Annotated in this window: 15 protein-coding genes; 7 read left to right on the top strand and 8 right to left on the bottom strand. The window is 70.8% G+C overall.

Annotated elements, in window-relative coordinates; all coding sequences use genetic code 11:
* Positions 1–276: 276 nt before the first annotated feature.
* From ACE1OC_RS15105 to mgrA, 3 genes are all read right to left on the bottom strand, one after another.
* Positions 277–894 (bottom strand): SMI1/KNR4 family protein, encoded by a 618-nt coding sequence (locus ACE1OC_RS15105; RefSeq protein ID WP_407837459.1) that lies wholly within the window; start codon positions 892–894, stop codon positions 277–279.
* A 59-nt stretch (positions 895–953) separates the two neighbouring features.
* A complete protein-coding gene (locus ACE1OC_RS15100; RefSeq protein WP_407837458.1) occupies positions 954–1,352 on the bottom strand; it encodes a DUF192 domain-containing protein in 399 nt (132 codons plus the stop codon).
* A gap of 328 nt (positions 1,353–1,680) precedes the next feature.
* Positions 1,681–2,718, bottom strand: a complete 1,038-nt coding sequence (gene mgrA / locus ACE1OC_RS15095; protein ID WP_274549331.1) for an L-glyceraldehyde 3-phosphate reductase — start codon at positions 2,716–2,718, stop codon at positions 1,681–1,683.
* 140 nt (positions 2,719–2,858) lie between these two features.
* Between mgrA and ACE1OC_RS15090 the strand changes: the two genes are divergently transcribed.
* From ACE1OC_RS15090 to ACE1OC_RS15065, 6 genes are all read left to right on the top strand, one after another.
* Positions 2,859–3,632 carry an isoprenyl transferase gene (locus tag ACE1OC_RS15090; RefSeq protein ID WP_250742794.1) on the top strand — a complete coding sequence of 258 codons (774 nt, stop codon included), beginning with the start codon at positions 2,859–2,861 and terminating at the stop codon, positions 3,630–3,632.
* Between the two features lie 415 nt (positions 3,633–4,047).
* Positions 4,048–5,364, top strand: coding sequence for a PhoH family protein (locus ACE1OC_RS15085; protein ID WP_407837457.1), 1,317 nt, complete (start codon positions 4,048–4,050; stop codon positions 5,362–5,364).
* A 368-nt stretch (positions 5,365–5,732) separates the two neighbouring features.
* Positions 5,733–6,500: a transglycosylase SLT domain-containing protein gene (locus ACE1OC_RS15080; RefSeq protein ID WP_407837456.1), complete on the top strand. Its 768-nt coding sequence runs from the start codon at positions 5,733–5,735 to the stop codon at positions 6,498–6,500.
* Between the two features lie 146 nt (positions 6,501–6,646).
* Positions 6,647–8,056: an AI-2E family transporter gene (locus ACE1OC_RS15075; RefSeq protein WP_407837455.1), complete on the top strand. Its 1,410-nt coding sequence runs from the start codon at positions 6,647–6,649 to the stop codon at positions 8,054–8,056.
* A complete protein-coding gene (locus ACE1OC_RS15070; protein WP_407837454.1) occupies positions 8,040–8,792 on the top strand; it encodes a hypothetical protein in 753 nt (250 codons plus the stop codon). Before ACE1OC_RS15075 ends, ACE1OC_RS15070 begins: the two co-directional genes overlap by 17 nt.
* Positions 8,793–8,824: 32 nt before the next feature.
* Complete coding sequence (locus tag ACE1OC_RS15065) at positions 8,825–9,544, top strand: hypothetical protein (RefSeq protein ID WP_407837453.1); 720 nt, start codon at positions 8,825–8,827, stop codon at positions 9,542–9,544.
* Positions 9,545–9,608: 64 nt separating this feature from the next.
* Here the strand turns inward: ACE1OC_RS15065 and ACE1OC_RS15060 are convergent, their stop codons facing one another.
* Both ACE1OC_RS15060 and ACE1OC_RS15055 read right to left on the bottom strand, forming a co-directional pair.
* Positions 9,609–10,148: an alkyl hydroperoxide reductase gene (locus ACE1OC_RS15060; protein ID WP_407837452.1), complete on the bottom strand. Its 540-nt coding sequence runs from the start codon at positions 10,146–10,148 to the stop codon at positions 9,609–9,611.
* 3 nt (positions 10,149–10,151) lie between these two features.
* The gene (locus ACE1OC_RS15055; RefSeq protein WP_274549338.1) at positions 10,152–10,706 is read right to left on the bottom strand and encodes a peroxiredoxin; all 555 of its coding nucleotides are present in this window, start codon (positions 10,704–10,706) and stop codon (positions 10,152–10,154) included.
* 134 nt (positions 10,707–10,840) lie between these two features.
* Here ACE1OC_RS15055 and ACE1OC_RS15050 point away from each other — a divergent pair, with 134 nt between their 5' ends.
* Positions 10,841–11,797: a hydrogen peroxide-inducible genes activator gene (locus tag ACE1OC_RS15050; RefSeq protein WP_407837451.1), complete on the top strand. Its 957-nt coding sequence runs from the start codon at positions 10,841–10,843 to the stop codon at positions 11,795–11,797.
* Between the two features lie 45 nt (positions 11,798–11,842).
* Here the strand turns inward: ACE1OC_RS15050 and ACE1OC_RS15045 are convergent, their stop codons facing one another.
* Genes ACE1OC_RS15045 through ACE1OC_RS15035 form a run of 3 tightly spaced genes read right to left on the bottom strand, consistent with a single transcriptional unit; the run spans position 11,843 to position 15,461 of the window.
* Entirely contained in the window at positions 11,843–14,257 is a 2,415-nt protein-coding gene (locus ACE1OC_RS15045; RefSeq protein WP_407837450.1) for an ABC transporter permease, read from the bottom strand.
* The gene (locus ACE1OC_RS15040; protein ID WP_375955093.1) at positions 14,254–14,940 is read right to left on the bottom strand and encodes an ABC transporter ATP-binding protein; all 687 of its coding nucleotides are present in this window, start codon (positions 14,938–14,940) and stop codon (positions 14,254–14,256) included. The genes ACE1OC_RS15045 and ACE1OC_RS15040 overlap by 4 nt, the downstream gene beginning before the upstream one ends.
* Complete coding sequence (locus tag ACE1OC_RS15035; protein WP_243335746.1) at positions 14,937–15,461, bottom strand: PadR family transcriptional regulator; 525 nt, start codon at positions 15,459–15,461, stop codon at positions 14,937–14,939. Before ACE1OC_RS15035 ends, ACE1OC_RS15040 begins: the two co-directional genes overlap by 4 nt.
* Between the last annotated feature and the right edge of the window lie 58 nt (positions 15,462–15,519).

Below are 15,519 nucleotides of genomic sequence, written 5' to 3'. Positions count from 1 at the left end.
CCTGATTTTCTTTTGAGTCCCGTTATTACTTATGAGTTACTCCGGGCTGTGGTGTCCCTCAGTGGCCCGTTGGCCGGAATTCTCTCCTGAGGGAGGGCGGTCGGTTCCATTGGGGCGGCACTTGTGTTCAATGCTCCAACTGCGGCATTTCGGAATGGTGTTTTCCGATATGTGATCAGCAATTCGGACGCGCGTAGACATGCCGAAACGCCCGTTTCCGGCCACGGAGCGCGGCAGAACGGGTGGGAGGGGGTGGAAGGGAGGGGCGGGACGGTCTCAGTCCGCGAAGTCGCCCGCGTACGGATCGGGCTCGCCCGTTTCGGGGTTGCGCCCCTCCTGCCAGCGGCGCTGGGCCTTCTGCCAGTGCACGAAGCTGAGGTGGCCGCCGTCCCAGAAGGTGATGCCGACCGGGCTCACGTCGAACTCGTCGTTGCACAGCAGGTAGAGGAACTCGGCCATGCCGTACGGATACACCGCGAAGGAGTCGGCGGTGTGCCGGCCGACCACCAGAACGGGCCAGCGGTCGGGGTCGGGGTCGTTCGTCAGCCAGCAGAGGATGTCGGAGCCGCCGGTGACGCCCCAGGCGAGGATCGACTCCGGGTCCACGTCGAAGGCGGCCCGGCCGCCCTCCGCCTCCCAGACCTGGCGGGCGTTGGCCGTCTCCTCCGCCATCTGGGCCGGGTCCCACTGGAGCCCGGGCTTGGGCAGCGGCAGCAGCACGCTCGCCTCGCCGTTGATCGAGCCCGCGCCGTAGCGGCCCATGAAGGCGATGTAATCGGCGGGGAAGCGGCTGCCCCAGACGGCCTCGGCCGCCTGCCAGTCGATGTCCTCGTCGGCTCCGTGGGTCGCCGGCATGATCTGCTCCAGCGCTTTGATGCGCGCGTTCTCGGTCATGCCGCTCCCCTGCCACCCCAGCTCAACCGCCCCAACCTACCGCCGGTGCAGGGTGGCGCCTAGCGGGTGGTGAGACGGACACCGAGCCGGGAGCCGACGCGCAGGCCCCAGGCGGCCATGGCTCCGGCCTCGGCCTCCAGGACGTGACGGGCGCGCAGCCGGGGGAGGCCCAGCCGGCCGGGGACCATGGTGGTCAGCGCGATGACGGTGAGCCGGCGGTCGAGATGGGCCACGTCGATGGCGAAGCGCATCCGGAAGGTGTGCACGCTCGAAGCCGGGGTCAGGAGCATCGCCCCCTCGATCCCGTCCCGCCCGAGCAGGCCCCGCGTGCGGGCCCGGTAGGAGGCGGCCACCTCCAGGGGCACCTCGACGGGCTCCTCCAGGGGCGCCGGCCCCCGTTCGACGCGCTCGACGTAGAGCGTGGCCGCGCCGTCCTGCCACCGTTCCCTGTTCCCCATGCGGCCCACCCTAGGGTCCGACCCGCCCCCCGGTCCGGGCTTCGGCGTCAAGCCGGCGCACCCGGTGGGGTCCCCCTGGGGAGGGACGCCGGAAGGTTGGTCCGTACGGGCTTCCGCCGGGCCCCGCAAGGGCTGTAGGGCCCCTTTCGGCTCTGCTCAGTGCTCCCGGCCGACTCCGGAGGGTAATCGTGTCGCGGTGATGCGCGCAGCACGCTTTACGAAGGGTTATGGTGGAACCCCCCCCTCGGGCCGGTCCGTATCCCCCCCACGGACCGGCCCGTTTTTCGTCTCCGGGCAGTGTCGCGGCACTGCCGGGCAAAGGCGCAGGTCAGCCCCGCTGGGCCCAGATGTTGGCGCCGGGGGTGGACACCGCGAAGGAGTCGATCTCCTTCAACTCCTGCTCCGAGAGCGGCGCTCCGGACAGGGAGGCCACGTTTTCCTCGAGCTGCTTCACGCTCGACGCGCCGATCAGCGCCGAGGTCATCCGCTCGTCCCGCAGCACCCAGTTCAGCGCGAGCTGGGCCAGCGTCTGCCCGCGCCGCGCGGCGATCTCGTTCAGCCCGTTCAGCCGGCGCACGACCTCCTCCGACAGCAGGTCCGGGTTGAGGGACTTGCCCTGGGTGGCCCGTGAGCCCTCCGGGATGCCCTTGAGGTACTTCCCGGTCAGCAGCCCCTGTGCGAGCGGCACGAAGGAGATGCAGCCCATGCCGGCCTCCTCCAGGGTGTCGAGCAGGCCGTCGTCCTCCGTCCAGCGGTTGATCATGGAGTACGAGGGCTGGTGGATGAGGGGGCGCACGCCCATCTCCCGCAGCAGCCGGGCCGCCTCGGCCGTCTGCTCGGCGGTGTACGAGGACACGCCGACGTAGAGCGCCTTGCCCTGCTGGACCGCGGACGCCAGCGCGCCCATGGTCTCCTCGAGCGGGGTGTCCGGATCGAAGCGGTGCGAGTAGAAGATGTCGACGTAGTCGACGCCCATCCGCTTCAGCGAGGCGTCCAGCGAGCCGAGCAGGTACTTGCGGCTGCCCCACTCGCCGTACGGACCCGCGTGCATGAGGTAGCCGGCCTTGGTGGAGAGGACCAGCTCCTCGCGGTGGGATGCGAAGTCCTGCGCGAAGATCTTGCCGAAGTTCAGCTCGGCCGAGCCGGGGGGCGGGCCGTAGTTGTTCGCCAGGTCGAAGTGGGTGACGCCGAGGTCGAAGGCCCGGCGCAGGATCGCCCGCTGGGACCCGAGGGACGCGTCGTCGCCGAAGTTGTGCCAGAGGCCGAGGGAGATCGCGGGGAGCTTGAGTCCGCTGCGGCCGGTGCGCCGGTACTCCATGGAGTCGTAGCGCGAGGGCTCTGCCCGATAGGGATTGTTTTCAGTCACGTTGTCCTCCCTATCACGGACTTGTGACAGGACCGAGTTGGATGCAGGATCCCGTCGCGCAGTAATGTGGCGGTCTGTGGAGGACGTGGGGGGACCACCGCATTCCGCACGGGGGTATCGCTCGGAGGGGCTGGAAGATCGTGAAGCTGCGCGACCTGGTACGCCGTCCTGTGTACAGGCTCTACGCACGCCGGGTGGAAGGCCGCATCGACCATGACGAGACGCCCAAGCACATCGGTGTGATCCTCGACGGGAACCGGCGCTGGGCCAAGGCCTCCGGAGGTACGACGGTGCAGGGCCACCAGGCCGGCGCCGACAAGATCTCCGAGATGCTGGGCTGGTGCACCGAGACGGACGTCGAGGTCGTCACCCTGTGGATGCTCTCCACGGACAACCTGGACCGGCCCGAGGTCGAGCTCCGCCCGTTGCTCAACATCATCGAGAACACCGTCCGGGGCCTCGCCGCCGACGGCCGCTGGCGCGTCCACCACGTCGGCAACCTCGACATCCTGCCCGCCGGGACCCAGAGCGTCCTGAAGGAGGCCGAAGAGGCCACCCGCGACGTCGACGGGATACTCGTCAACGTCGCCGTCGGCTACGGCGGCCGCCAGGAGATCGCCGACGCGGTCCGCTCGCTCCTGCTGGAGCACGCCTCGAAGGGCACCTCCTTCGAGGAGCTCGCCGAGATCCTCGACATCGAGCACATCGCGGAGCACCTCTACACGCGCGGCCAGCCCGACCCGGACCTGGTGATCCGCACCAGCGGAGAACAGCGGCTGTCCGGATTCATGCTGTGGCAGAGCGCGCACTCCGAGTACTACTTCTGCGAGGTCTTCTGGCCGGCCTTCCGCAAGGTCGACTTCCTGCGCGCCCTGCGCGACTACGCCGCCCGCCACCGGCGCTACGGCAGCTGACTCCGCTCGGCAGGTCCCCTTACGGCCCCTGACCTGCGGTTGTCTGACGCCCCCTCGGCACCTCACGGCGCGCCCGGACTCCTCCGTGGCGCGCCGTACCCGTGTTCCCGTACGCCCTGTCCGTCCCCCGGGACCCTCCGCGCGAGGCCTTCACCAGGGATTCACCGAGCGTCCGTCATATGCCATGGCATGGCTGGACCCATTCGGGGAATATCCCTTGCAGGTCGACGCCCGATCCACGGGTGTCGAGTCTCAGCGGACGGCATGGGGTCGTCCGCCCGGGAGGCCCTTTGCACCAGGACGCACGTGCGGTTCGCACGGACGGACGGGAGGGCCGGAAGTCGGCCCGCGCAGGGGTGCCGATGACCGGTCCGGTCTTCATGGCCCGACCTCTTCCGAGGGGGTACGTCCTTCCGTGGTGACCAGCACAAAGAGCCGCCTGCCCGACAGGCGGACCTACGTCCTCGACACCAGCGTCCTGCTGGCAGACCCCAACGCGATCTCCCGATTCGACGAGCACGAGGTCGTGCTCCCGATCGTGGTGATCACCGAGCTGGAGGCAAAGAGGCACCATCCCGAACTCGGCTACTTCGCCCGTCAGGCCCTCCGCCTGCTCGACGACTTCCGGGTTCGCTACGGACGCCTCGACGCACCCATCCCGCTGGGCGATCTGGGCGGCACCCTGCGCGTCGAGCTCAACCACTCCGACCAGAGCGTCCTGCCCGCGGGCTTCCGGCTGGGGGACAACGATTCGCGGATCCTCGCGGTCGCGCGCAACCTCCAGGCCGAGGGCTACGACGTCACGGTCGTCTCGAAGGATCTCCCACTGCGCATCAAAGCCTCCTCCGTGGGGCTGATCGCCGAGGAGTACCGCGCCGAGCTCGCCATCACCGATGCCGGCTGGACCGGCATGACGGAGCTGGCGCTCTCCGGGGAACAGGTGGACCTGCTCTTCTCCGAGGATCGGCTCTACGTACCGGAGGCCGCGGAACTTCCCGTGCACACCGGGCTGGTCCTCCAGTCGGAGCGCGGCAAGGCACTCGGCCGGGTCACGGCCGACGGCAACGTGAAGCTCGTACGGGGCGACCGCGAGGCCTTCGGGCTGCACGGCCGCAGCGCCGAGCAGCGGATCGCGCTGGACCTCCTGCTCGACCCCGAGATCGGGATCATCTCGATGGGCGGCCGGGCCGGCACCGGAAAGTCGGCGCTGGCGCTGTGCGCGGGGCTGGAGGCCGTGCTGGAGCGGAGGCAGCATCAGAAGGTGATGGTCTTCCGGCCGTTGTACGCGGTCGGCGGCCAGGACCTCGGCTACCTGCCCGGGGACGCCAACGAGAAGATGAGCCCCTGGGCCCAGGCGGTGTTCGACACCCTCTCGGCGGTCGCCGGGCGGGCGGTCATCGAGGAGGTGCTGAACCGCGGGATGCTGGAGGTCCTGCCGCTCACGCACATCCGCGGCCGCTCGCTGCACGACGCGTTCGTGATCGTGGACGAGGCGCAGTCACTGGAGCGCAATGTCCTGCTGACCGTTCTGTCCCGTATCGGGGCCAATTCGCGGGTGGTTCTCACCCACGACGTGGCCCAGCGCGACAACCTGCGGGTCGGCCGGTACGACGGAGTCGTCGCCGTGGTCGAGAAGCTGAAGGGCCATCCGCTCTTCGCGCACGTCACGCTGACCCGTTCCGAGCGCTCCCCGATCGCCGCGCTGGTCACCGAGATGCTGGAGAACCTGTAGGGCCCGGCCGACGGTCCGTACGGGCCGCAAAACAGGTAAAACGCACATAGCGGGAAAGTGAGTTGGCGCCGCCCGGCAAAGGCCAGAGAGCCTAGCCGGGCGGCGCCCTCACGCACAGGGGTTTGCCGGAAGCAGTGGCGACATGCCAGGTGTGACCTTTCCCACGCAACGGAGAATTGCCCTGCGGCGTCGAGGTCCGGCAGAGTCTGTTTTCCGTCAGGCCCCGCATACGGCACACCTGTATCTCCCGTGAGATGCGCGCAGTACCGCTAACTCCACAACCGTTCGCCGTATGCCGCCCGGAGCATCACGCGGCACTCCCGCAAGGGAGTTGCCCACGGGCCCGCGCCTCCAGTGACCGCATCATCATGGAGGCCAGCGTCAAGGGCACTATTGCGCCCGCGCAGTCACTGCGGACGCTGCTGGAAGGAAACCGTGTGAGCCGGATCTCGGTTCGGGGATTCGCGGTGGCTTCGGCCACCGCCGTCACCACCGTCGGCGCCGTCGTGGGTGTTGCCACTGGCGACCCCGCCTCGAACGATCTCGAGACGACCGCGTCCGGGATGACGCTCCTTGCTGACATCCCGGTCGGCCAGCAGGCGGAGGTCCAGAACGCGTCCCTGACGCAGCAGGCCGACTCCATCGCGCACGCCGCCGACACCGACGCCAAGCGCTCGGCGGAGGAGGCGGCCCGCATCCAGGCCGCCCAGGACGCCAAGTCGAAGAAGGCCGAAGCGCAGAAGGCCGCCGACGACAAGGCGAAGCAGGAGCGCGACGAGAAGGAGCAGGCCGCCAGCCGGTCCGCCTCCCGCGACGGTTCCTCCTTCGCTCCCCAGGCCTCCTACACGGTGGCCCAGGTCAAGGCGATCGCCCAGCAGATGGTCCCGGCGGGGCAGTTCCAGTGCTTCTCCAAGATCATCAACCAGGAATCCACCTGGAACTACCAGGCCGTGAACAAGTCCTCGGGCGCCTACGGCCTCGTCCAGGCCCTGCCCGGTTCGAAGATGGCCTCGGCGGGCGCCGACTGGCGCACCAACCCCGCCACCCAGATCGAGTGGGGTCTGAACTACATGAACTCCCGCTACGGCAGCCCGTGCGGAGCATGGAACTTCCACCAGGCCAACAACTGGTACTAGGCCCACCCGGCCCCCGGGACGAGAGCGCGCCCGCGCGCCTCAACCCCGAAGAGCCCCGCACCGTCCTACGGTGCGGGGCTCCTCGCGTGTACGGTCTTTCGAGGCGTGCCCCGGCGCGCGGTCCGGAGCGGGGGGAAGGGAACGACATGGCGAAGACAGGCTGGCTCGGCCGGCTCGGCAAGAGCCTCAGCGACGTGGAGGCCCGGCTCGCGGAGCGGCGCGCCGAGGTCGAGGCCGAGACCTCCGGCGACCGGCCGGTCCCCGGGTCCGGCACCGCCGCGTCTCCGGCGGCCCCGGCTTCCGCCTCCCCGGCACCCCCCTCCACCCCCGCCGCGCCCTCTGCGCCCTCGGCTCATCCCGGCGCCGAACACGCCGTCTACGCCGCCCCCCTGCGCCCCGACCCGGTGTCCGTCATCCCGTGGGGCGTCCGCGTCGCCGCCGAGGCGAGCTGGCGGCTGCTGCTGCTCGCCGGGATGCTCTGGGTCCTGATGCGGGTGATCAGCGAAGTCCGCCTGGTCGTCCTCGCCTTCGCCGCCGCCCTCCTGGTCACCGCGATGCTCCAGCCCTTCGTGGTCCGGCTGCGCCGGCTCGGGATGCCCCGGGGACTTGCCACGGCCGTCACCGCGATCCTCGGGTTCGTGGTGATCGGGCTGGTCGGCTGGTTCGTGGTCTGGCAGGTCATGGACAACCTCGACGACCTCTCCGCCCGACTGCGCGAAGGCATCAACGACCTCAAACTCGCCGCGCTGGACAGTCCGTTCCACGTGACCGAGAAGCAGATCAACGAGATCGCCAAGAACCTCAGCGAGACCATCGGCACCAACACCGAGCAGATCACCTCCGCCGGCCTGCAGGGCGTCACCGTCCTCGTCGAAGTGCTGACGGGCATACTGCTCGCGATGTTCTCCACGCTCTTCCTGCTCTACGACGGCAAGCGCATCTGGACCTGGACGACGGGCCTCCTCCCGGCCGCCGCCCGCCCCGGCGTCGCCGGCGCCGGCCCGCGCGCCTGGCGCACCCTCACCGCGTACGTGCGGGGCACGGTCCTCGTGGCCCTCATCGACGCCGTGTTCATCGGCCTCGGCCTCTACTTCCTCGACGTGACGATGGCCGTGCCGCTCGCCGTCTTCATCTTCCTGTTCGCCTTCATCCCGCTCGTCGGCGCCGTGATCTCCGGCGCCCTCGCCGTGGTCGTGGCCCTGGTGACCCAGGGGCCGTTCACCGCGCTGATGGTGCTGCTGGTGGTGCTGGCCGTGCAGCAGATCGAGGGCCACGTGCTCCAGCCCTTCATCCTGGGCCGGGCGGTACGGGTCCACCCGCTCGCGGTGGTGCTCTCGGTGGCGGCCGGCGGCCTCGTCGCCGGCATCGGCGGAGCGGTGGTCGCCGTTCCGCTGGTCGCCGTCACCAACACCGTGGTCGGCTACCTGCGGGCCTACTCGCGCGAACAGCTCCACCACGGGCTCTCCCCGGTCGGCCCCGGGCCGCACGGTGCGACGGCCCTTGGCCAGACGGCTTCCGAGGCGGAGGAGACACGTACGGGTGATAACCGAGCCTGAGTTCGACGGCGGCTCGTCCGGCCTGCCTGGGCCGGAGGGCCCGGAGGCGCTGGAGGGCTCGCAGGGGCGGCAGGGCTACGCAGGGTCCCCGCGGTCCGGCCGCCGGCCCTGGCGGTGGGCCCTCGGCGGGGCCCTCCTGGCCTCCGCGCTGTGGGCGGGCGCCTGGTGGGCCGCGACCCCGCAGGACCACAGCCCGCCGCTGCGGTACGCGCTGCCCCTGAGCCTGTGCGACTCGGCGAAGCTGCCCGCGACGGCCCGGCTGGCGGAGCGCATCGCGTGGGACTACACCCCGAGGCTGTGGGAGCACCCGGGCGTGGACCGCGCGATGTGCATGCTGCGCACGCCGCCGATCGACTCGGAGGTGCCCACGCGCTGGCTCGCGTACGAGGCCCAGGTCTCGATGGAGCTGCACAAGCGCGTCGACCCCGCGCCGGAGTTCGGGGCGGATCCCGGTGCGGTGGGCTGGATCGGCCTCGGCAAACCGGACTTCCGGTCCGTACCGGGCCTCGGGGAACGGGCGCTGATCTCGGAGACGGAGTACGGGAGCGAGTGGCGGCTGACCGTGCTCGACGGGGGCGCGGTGTTCACCATGGACGTGTCGGTGTGGTCGGGCGGCGAGGGCGAGCCGAGCCCGGACGAGCCCGCCCCGGAAGAACCGCCGAAGCCCGATTCCGACGCGGTCCAGGCTGCGATGATCGACGACATGCACGGCCTGATGAAGGCGCTGCGCAGGTAGGCGCGGTGGCACGGGGGACGGGGGACACGGGGATGATCGGCGAGCCCGAGATCGACGGGGACTGGCACACGGCGAGCGGGGCGGAGGCGGCCGCGGAGGCCCTTCCGGGCGAGCCCGGGCGGGAGCGCGTACGCGGCGGCGCGCGGAGACCGTGGCTGTGGGCGCTGGGCGGGGTGGTGGCGGCCTCGGCGGTGTGGGCGGGCACCCTGGCCGTGCAGGACCGTTCCTCCAGCATCCCGCGCCTCGACTACCGGCACTCCGTCGACCTGTGCAAGGAGTTCGACCTCAAGGTGCTCGGCCAGACCGTCGGCCGGGAGTTCGAGGGACACCAGAGTGGCGAGGCCATGTTCCTCGCGCGGGACTGGGCGTACTGCTCGGTCGGCACGCAGTACGCGAAGGGGGCCGTCCTCTACGGGGCCCAGGTGCTGGTCGAACTGCACAAGAAGGTCGACCCGGGGCCGGAGTTCGCCACCGGTGCGGGGACGGACCCGGGGACCCGGCTGGACATCGGGGAACGCCGCGAGGTGCCGGGCCTCGGCGACCGCGCGGTGCTCGACCCGTACTACGCGCACGCCGGATCGCGGCTCATGGTGCTCGACGGAGGGGCGGTCTTCACGCTCACGGTGCAGTGGCATTCCGAGGTCGCCGACGGGGCCCCCGTGGCCGAAGGGGCCCGAGGCGTAGACGAGGACGCGATCGAGGCGGCGATGATCGAGGAGATGCGGGCGCTGATGGCCAAGCTGAAGCGGTAGCCGCAGACGCGCGAAGGGGCCCCGCGACCGGAGTCGCGGGGCCCCTTCGGCCGCGTACGGGGTATCACTCGCCCGCGAGCGCGGCCTCGGAGTCGAGGGTGACGGCGACGGCCTGGATCACCGAGGCGATCTTGAAGGCCTCCTGGACCGTCTCGCGGTCCACGCCGGCCTTGCGCAGGACCTGCTCGTGCGAGTCCAGGCACTGGCCGCAGCCGTTGATCGCGGAGACGGCGAGCGACCACAGCTCGAAGTCGACCTTCTCCACGCCGGGGTTGCCGATGACGTTCATCCGCAGGCCCGCGCGCAGGGTGCCGTACTCCGGGTCGGAGAGCAGGTGGCGGGTGCGGTAGAAGACGTTGTTCATCGCCATGATCGCGGCGGCCGCCTTGGCGGCGGTGTACGCCTCCGGCGACAGGGCGGCCTTGGCCTCCGGCTCCAGCTCGCGCAGGACGCGCGGGGAACGGGCGGCGATGGCGCAGGACAGGACGGTGCCCCACAGCTGCTGCTGCGTCAGGGTGTCCTGGTTGCCGATGACCGAGCCGAGGTTCAGCTTCAGGTCCTTGGCGAAGTCCGGTACGGCGGACTTGAGGGAGTCGAGGGACATCCGTCACTCACCGGCCAGCAGCGCGCCGGCGTCGATGGTGCTGTCGCCCTTGTTCCAGTTGCAGGGGCACAGCTCGTCGGTCTGCAGGGCGTCGAGCACCCGCAGGACCTCCTTGGGGTTCCGGCCGACGGAACCGGCGGTCACCATGGAGAACTGGATCTCGTTGTTCGGGTCCACGATGAAGACGGCGCGCATGGGGAGACCGTCCGAACCGAGGATGCCGAGGTCGGCGCAGAGCTCGCGCTTGATGTCGGACATCATCGGGAAGGGCAGGTCGCGCAGGTCGGCGTGGTCCTTGCGCCAGGCGTGGTGCACGTACTCGGAGTCGAGCGAGAAGCCGAGGATCTGGGCGTCGCGGTCGGCGAACTCCTCGTTCAGCTTGCCGAAGGCGGCGATCTCGGTCGGGCACACGAAGGTGAAGTCGAGCGGCCAGGAGAACATGATCTTCCACTTGCCCTCGTAGGTCTTGTGGTCGATCTGCGCGAACTCGGCTCCGGCCTCCAGCGAGACGCAAGCGGTCAGGTCGTAGGTGGGGAACTGGTCGCCGACAGTGAGCACGTGCTCTCCTTGCGCAGAGGAAAGTGACCCTTTTGGGGGCTTTCCGGGGGGTTGGACGTATCTCACATGCTGACACAGCGGCATTGATTGCAGAAATAGCTAGCCTGGTGCCCAGTGATCGGAGGTACCTATCAGTGACTGTGGTTCATAGGGGTCCCAGAGGACCGAAACAGGCGACGCTCGCGCAGCTGCGGGCCTTCGCCGCCGTCGCCGAACAGCTTCACTTCCGGGACGCGGCCGCCGCGATCGGGATGAGCCAGCCCGCGCTCTCCGGATCCGTGTCCGCGCTGGAAGAGGCGCTCGGGGTGCGGCTGCTGGAGCGGACCACGCGCAAGGTGCTGCTCACGCCCGCCGGGGAACGGATCGCGGGCCGCGCGCGGGCCGTGCTCGACGCCATGGACGGGCTGCTGGAGGAGGCCGAGGCGGTACGGGCCCCCTTCACCGGGGCGCTGCGCTTCGGGGTGATCCCCACCGTGGCCCCGTACCTGCTGCCGACCGTGCTCGGACTCTTCCACCGGCGCTACCCCCGGCTCGACCTCCAGGTGCACGAGGAGCAGACGGCCTCGCTGCTGGAAGGGCTGGCCGGCGGGCGGCTCGACCTGCTGCTGCTCGCCGTACCGCTCGGGGTGCCCGGGGTCACCGAACTGCCGCTCTTCGACGAGGACTTCGTCCTGCTCGCCCCGCGCGACCACCCGCTCGCCGGCCGCAGGGACATCCCCCGCGAGGAACTGCGCGGGCTGCGGCTGCTCCTGCTCGACGAGGGGCACTGCCTGCGCGACCAGGCCCTCGACATCTGCCACGACGCGGGACGCACCGCCGGGGCGGACGTCACCACGACCGCCGCCGGGCTGTCCACCCTCGTCCAACTGGTCGCCGGCGGGCTCGGCGTCACGCTGCTGCCGCGCACCGCGCTGCGCCTGGAGACCGCCCGCAACGAGCACCTGGCCACCGGGTACTTCGCCGAACCGGCGCCCTCGCGGCGGATCGCGCTGGCCATGCGGACGGGTACGGCCCGCGAGGAGGAGTTCCGGGCCGTCGCCGACGCACTGCGCGAAGCCGTACGCCCGCTCCCCGTCTGGCTGACGGACTAGGAGCGGGCGTACGGGACCGCGTGCGCGGGCCGTGCGAGGCCCGGGTTACTCCGTGCGCAGTCCGTCCGGGCGCATCAGGCGGATCAGCGGCGGCAGGCTGAGCAGGGTCACCAGGACGGCCACGCCCGCGCCGATGCCGACCATCCCCAGGACCGCGGTCCAGTTGACCGCGATCGTCGAGCCCGTCATCTGCAGCAGCACCAGGCCGAGCGTGAGGCCGACCACCGTGGCCAGGGCCAGGCCCAGGCCGATCGGGATGGCGGTCTGCCACAGCACGGAGAGGCTGAGCGTGGAGCGCTTGGTGCCGAAGGCGACCAGCGCCGACAGCAGCTTCTTGCGCTCGCGCAGCTGCTCCAGCTGGGAGACCAGCAGGCTGGCGCCGATCAGCATCAGCACGAGGGCGGCGCCCACGAACAGGCCGGTCCGGATGGAGGCGAAGCGGTCGCTGACCTCGGTGGCCTGGATCGTCATGGGGACCGACAGCGGGTCGGCCTTGAAGACCGCGTTGCGGGCCAGCTCCACCGCGTCGGGCACGTTCGGGTCCAGCTTCACGTAGACCTGGGAGGACTGGTAGTTGCCCATGCCCTTCGGGGCGGCGGCCGGGGTGACCAGCAGTCCGCTCAGCAGGTTGCCCATGGGGCCCTTGCGGGCCTGGACGGTGCGGGCGTCTGCGGGCACGGTCCAGGCGACCGCCTTCGTACCGTCGTCTTCGTTCTCCTTGAAGATGTTCCCCACAAACAGCTTCTCGCCCGGCTTCGCGGTGTCGCCGGTCATGCCGCGCGGTTCGCCGCCGCCGGTGATGACGAAGGCGTCGCCGTCCTTGCAGGAGGGCAGCTCCGCGAACTCCTTGAGGGTGGCGCAGGTGCCGGTCGTCACCGAGATCGCCGTGTCCTCGTAGGACATGTCCGGGCTGCGCCCGGCATTGGCCGAGGACTCCGCGACGGCCTGGGTGACGCCCTTGGTCCCGGCCAGGGCCTGGGCGACGGCCTCGCCCCCGCTGCGGGTGCGCTGCATGACGGAGATCGAGGCCCGCGAGGGGTCGTGGCCCGTCTCGCGGGTGTACGAGTCCTCGGTGGAGGCGAAGAGCATCTGCAGGGCGATGGCTCCGGCGACCGCGACGGCGATGCCGTTGACCAGCCGTGCGGAGCTGCCGCTGGTGAGCTGGAGCCGGCGGGCGGCCAGCTGCCAGGAGACCGGGCCCGCGCCGCCGATCCGGCCGACGACCCGTTCCAGCACCCAGGGGAGCAGGACGGTGATGCCGACGAGGAGCAGGACCACGCCGCCCGAGACCTGCCACTGGTTGAACTGCCCGCTGTCGTTGCCCTTGCCGATCAGCGGGGCCAGCAGGCCCAGTCCGGCCAGCGGGAGCAGCAGCCGCCACCAGATCCGGCGCTTGGTCGGGGTCGTCGTACGGACCACGCCGAGCGGCTCGATGACCACGCCGCGCAGGGCGAAGAGGGTCACGGCGACGGCCGCGGCCGGCACGGCGACGGCGATGAGCACGGCCAGCCAGGGCGTCGGGTTGAGGTCGGAGGGGAAGACGCTGCGCTGGTAGAGGTCCATGGCCGGGGCCAGTTGGCGGGCGGCCAGGAAGAAGCCGGTGCCCAGGGCCAGACCGATCAGCGATCCGGCGGCGGCTTCGCCGGCGGCGATCCGGCGGACCATCCGGCCGTCGGCGCCGACCAGGCGCAGTGCGGCGAGCCGGCGGTCGCGGCGGTCGCCGCCGAAGCGGACGGCTGCGCCGATGAACACGGCGACCGGCATCAGCAGGGCGACGAAGGTGAGCACCACGAGGAGGGTGAGGACCGGGTCGAGGGGCTCCTTCTCCTGGGTGTTCTCGAAGGCGGTGACCCGCTGGATGTAGTTGGGTGCGTCCTTGCGGAGCTCGGTGAGCCGGTCGCTGCCCGCGTAGAAGTAGAGGTCGCCGGGGCCCACCAGGCCCGCGTCGCCGATGGTCCCGACGATCTTCCCGTCGAGGCGGTCGCGCAGCAGCTTGCCCTCGCCGGTCTTCATCAGCCTGTCGAGGGCGGGGGAGACGACCAGTTCGCCGGCGCCGGGGAACTTCTTCACGCCCGGGGGCAGCGGGGCGTCCGGGCCCTCGGGCTGCACGAGCCGGCCGTCGACCCCGTAGGCGCGGTACGTCTGGTTCACGTCGGTGATCAGCAGCGTGTCGCGCCCGGGCTGCTCGGCGGTGGGCGAGGTGAAGGTCTGGCGGGCGGCGGCGCGCGCGTCGCGGGCGGCCAGGGCGCTGGGGACCGCGCTGGTGACGAGCAGCAGGGCGACGCCGAGGCCGACGCCCAGGCCGGTGAGGAGGGTACGGGTCCAGCCCTGGCGGCCGCCGCCGAAGGCGAAGCGGGCGCCGAGGCCGAGGTCGCGGAGCCATACGGCGAGCCGACCCTGTGTGCCGGGGCTGTTGGGTCCGGCGGGGCTGCTGTGTTTGCTGTGGTTCCCGTGACTCATACCGCGCGCTCCATGTCGCGGGACTTGCCGTCGCGCACGACGATCTCGCGGTCGGAGTACGCGGCCACGCGGGTCTCGTGCGTGACGAGGACGACGGCGGCGTTCGTGGACCGGGCGGCCTCGGTGAGCAGCTGCATGACGAGCTCGCCGTTGAGGGAGTCGAGGGCGCCGGTGGGCTCGTCGGCGAAGATCAGCCGGGGGTTGGTGACGAGGGAGCGGGCGACGGCGACGCGCTGGCCCTGGCCGCCGGAGACCTCGCCGGGGCGCTTGCCGCCGAGGTCGTCGACCTGGAGCCGCTCCATCCATTCCAGGGCGGTCCGTTCGGCCTGCTTGCGCTTCACGCCGGTGAGGCGGAGCGGCAGGGCGACGTTCTCGACGCAGGTGAGCTCGGGGACGAGCTGGCCGAACTGGAAGACGAAGCCGAACTCGCCGCGGCGCAGGGCGCTGCGCTCGCCGTCGTTCATGGCGGAGAGCTCGCGGCCGGCGTAGGTGATGGTGCCGGAGTCGGGGGTGACGATTCCGGCGAGGCAGTGCAGCAGGGTCGACTTGCCGGACCCGGAGGGGCCCATGATGGCGACGACCTCACCGGCGTGGATGGAGAATTCGGCGCCGTCGAGGGCGTGGGTGGTGCCGTAGGTCTTGCGGAGGTCCGTGGCGCTGAGGAGCGTGCCGGCCGGGGTCATCGCTGTATCTCCTGGGCGAGCTGGTCGAGGCGGGCGGCGGTCAGTTCGAGCCACCGCAGGTCCGCTTCGAGGTGGAACAGGGCGTGGTCGCAGACCAGCTGGTCGGCGAGGTCCCCCTTGCGCTTGCGCTGCGTGAGGATGCGCATCAGGCGCAGGTGCTCGGCGCGCTGGGTGTCCAGCAGCTCCTGGGCGCTGCGGCCGGTCAGGAGGGCGAGCACGACCTTCGTGTAGAGGGTCGACTGGAGGTACGGCTCGGGCTTCTCGGGCTGGGCGAGCCAGCCCTCGACGTCCGTTATCCCGGCGTCGGTGATCGCGTAGCGCTTCCGCTCGGGGCCGCCGCCGCTCTCCACCCCGTCGACCTCGACCAGGCCGTTCTTCAGCAGCCGGGACATGGTCGAGTAGACCTGGCCGTAGGCGAGGGGCTTGTCGTGGCCGAATCTCTCGTCGAAGGTCCGCTTGAGGTCGTAGCCGTGACGGGGGCCGGCCTCCAGGAGACCGAGGAGTGCGTGACTGATGGACATGCCGACGACTATACACGCGGTGTATACGCTCGATGTATACGTGCGGTGCATAGTCGGC

This window comes from Streptomyces stoeckheimensis (assembly GCF_045822005.1).
GTDB classification, from domain to species: domain Bacteria; phylum Actinomycetota; class Actinomycetes; order Streptomycetales; family Streptomycetaceae; genus Streptomyces; species Streptomyces stoeckheimensis.
This window is presented reverse-complemented; position numbering and strand designations above follow the sequence as displayed.